A 3,020-nucleotide genomic window follows, 5' to 3' on the forward strand; every position below is an offset into this window, starting at 1 on the left:
ATTCGAGTCCGGATCTTATCCTTCCTCTCCTTCTTAGGTCAAGCCCTCGACCGATTAGTAACAGTCAGCTCCATACATTGCTGTACTTCCACCTCTGTCCTATCTACCTCGTCGTCTTCAAGGGGTCTTACTAGCTTGTGCTATGGGATATCTCATCTTGAGGGGGGCTTCACGCTTAGATGCCTTCAGCGTTTATCCCGTCCCGACTTGGCTACTCTGCCGTGCCATTGGTATGACAACAGATACACCAGAGGTCAGTCCATCCCGGTCCTCTCGTACTAAGGACAGCTCCTCTCAAATATCCTACGCCCACGCCGGATAGGGACCGAACTGTCTCACGACGTTCTGAACCCAGCTCGCGTACCGCTTTAATGGGCGAACAGCCCAACCCTTGGGACCTGCTACAGCCCCAGGATGCGATGAGCCGACATCGAGGTGCCAAACCACTCCGTCGATGTGAACTCTTGGGAGTGATAAGCCTGTTATCCCCAGGGTAGCTTTTATCCGTTGAGCGATGGCAATCCCACTTTATACCACCGGATCACTAAGTCCTACTTTCGTACCTGCTCCACCCGTCGGTGTCACAGTCAAGCCTTCTTATGCCTTTGCACTCTGCGAATGGTTTCCAACCATTCTGAGAAGACCTTTGAGCGCCTCCGATACTCTTTCGGAGGCGACCGCCCCAGTCAAACTCCCCGCCTGACATTGTCCTCCCGCCAGCTAATGGCGGCTAGTTAGAAATCCAATACTGCAAGGGTGGTATCCCAACAGTGACTCCAATAAGACTGGCGTCCTATCTTCCTCGTCTCCCACCTATCCTGTACATGCAATACCGAATCCCAGTATCAAGCTGGAGTAAAGCTCCATGGGGTCTTTCCGTCCTGGCGCAGGTAACCAGCATCTTCACTGGTACTTCAATTTCACCGGATGTATTGTCGAGACAGCGCCCAAATCATTACGCCTTTCGTGCGGGTCGGAACTTACCCGACAAGGAATTTCGCTACCTTAGGACCGTTATAGTTACGGCCGCCGTTTACTGGGGCTTAAATTCAAAGCTTCGCTCCAAAGAGCTAACCTCTCCTCTTAACCTTCCAGCACCGGGCAGGCGTCAGCCCATATACTTCACCTTGCGGTTTTGCATAGACCTGTGTTTTTGCTAAACAGTTGCTTGGGCCAATTCTCTGCGGCCTGGTTTCCCAGGCACCCCTTCTCCCGAAGTTACGGGGTCATTTTGCCGAGTTCCTTGACAATACTTCTTCCGTCGGCCTTAGGATTCTCTCCTCATCCACCTGTGTCGGTTTACGGTACGGGCACAATATAAACAATAGCGGCTTTTCTTGACAGCTGGCTCACACGCTTCGCTACTTTCATTTCGCTCCATGTCACGTCTTCCCATTGCCATGCGGTTTTTCCTGCATGACTGGTACCCCGCTTATACCGGTTTTTCCATTCCCGGCTCGTGCTTTCCCTCTGTGTCCCCACAGTTCTGTTATATTGCGGTACAGGAATTTCAACCTGTTGTCCATCGACTACGCTTTTCAGCCTCGCCTTAGGCCCCGACTTACCCAGAGCAGATCAGCTTTACTCTGGAAACCTTAGATATTCGGCCGAAAGGATTCTCACCTTTCTCTCGCTACTCATTCCGGCATTCTCTCTTCTTAGCAGTCCACCACTCCTTACGGTATGGCTTCGTCCCGCTAACAATGCTCCTCTACCAATACAATTACTTGCATTCCTAAGCTTCGGTGTAGTGTTTCAGCCCCGGACATTTTCGGCGCAGGACCTCTCGACTAGTGAGCTGTTACGCACTCTTTGAATGTATGGCTGCTTCTAAGCCAACATCCTAGTTGTCTTCGAAATCCCACATCCTTTTCCACTTAACACTTACTTTGGGACCTTAGCTGTAGGTCTGGGCTCTTTCCCTTTTGACTGCCCAACTTATCTCGTGCAGTCTGACTCCCATACATCATCTCTACGGCATTCGGAGTTTGATATTCTTCGGTAAGCTTTGACGCCCCCTAGGAAATTCAGTGCTCTACCTCCGCAAGACTAATATGAGGCTAGCCCTAAAGCTATTTCGAGGAGAACCAGCTATCTCCGGGTTCGATTGGAATTTCTCCCCTATCCACACCTCATCCCCACCCTTTTCAACGGATGTGGGTTCGGTCCTCCAATGCCTTTTACGGCATCTTCAACCTGGACATGGATAGATCACCCGGTTTCGGGTCTACTCTGACTGACTCATTCGCCCTATTAAGACTCGGTTTCCCTTCGGCTCCACACCTTGAGTGCTTAACCTTGCCAGCCAGCGTAACTCGCCGGACCGTTCTACAAAAAGTACGCGGTCGTACCTTTAATGTACTTCCACAGTTTGTAAACACAGGGTTTCAGGTTCTCTTTCACTCCCCTCCCGGGGTTCTTTTCACCTTTCCTTCACAGTACTATGCGCTATCGGTCACTAAGTAGTATTTAGCCTTGGGGGGTGGTCCCCCCGAATTCCCACAAGGTTTCTCGTGTCTCGTGGTACTTTGGATCCCGCTCGCTCTCTTCCGCTTTCAAATACGGGGCTTTCACCCTCTCTGGCTGGCTTTCCCAAAACCATTCTTCTAGCTTTCAAGTCACTTGTTGCGGTCCATAACCCCAGAGTGCACGCACTCTGGTTTAGGCTCTTTCCCTTTCGCTCGCCGCTACTCAGGAAATCGATATTTTCTTTCTCTTCCTCCGGCTACTTAGATGTTTCAGTTCACCGGGTTCCCTTCCTACCGTTATGAATTGGCGGTAGGATGACTGGAGTTCTTCCAGCCGGGTTTCCCCATTCAGATATCTCCGGATCGTAGGATATTTGCTCCTCCCCGAAGCTTTTCGCAGCTTATCACGTCTTTCGTCGGCTCTTAGTGCCAAGGCATCCACCCTGCGCTCTTATTCGCTTGACCTTGTTCTATTCCTAGCGTAGAATAAAACATCTTTCAGGCCGATCGATCTCTCGATCTTGTTTACAGTTGTCTCTGTGTTATGATTTT

The 3,020-nt window shown here is 50.7% G+C and carries 1 rRNA gene; it reads right to left on the reverse strand.

Annotated features, from left to right (window positions below):
• Positions 1 to 34: 34 nt before the first annotated feature.
• A 23S ribosomal RNA gene (locus DWV06_RS12465) occupies positions 35 to 2,933 on the reverse strand.
• Positions 2,934 to 3,020: the final 87 nt, after the last annotated feature.

Origin of the sequence: Anaerosacchariphilus polymeriproducens (genome assembly GCF_003363435.1) — a bacterium.
In the GTDB taxonomy this organism is placed as follows: Bacteria; Bacillota; Clostridia; order Lachnospirales; family Lachnospiraceae; genus Anaerosacchariphilus; species Anaerosacchariphilus polymeriproducens.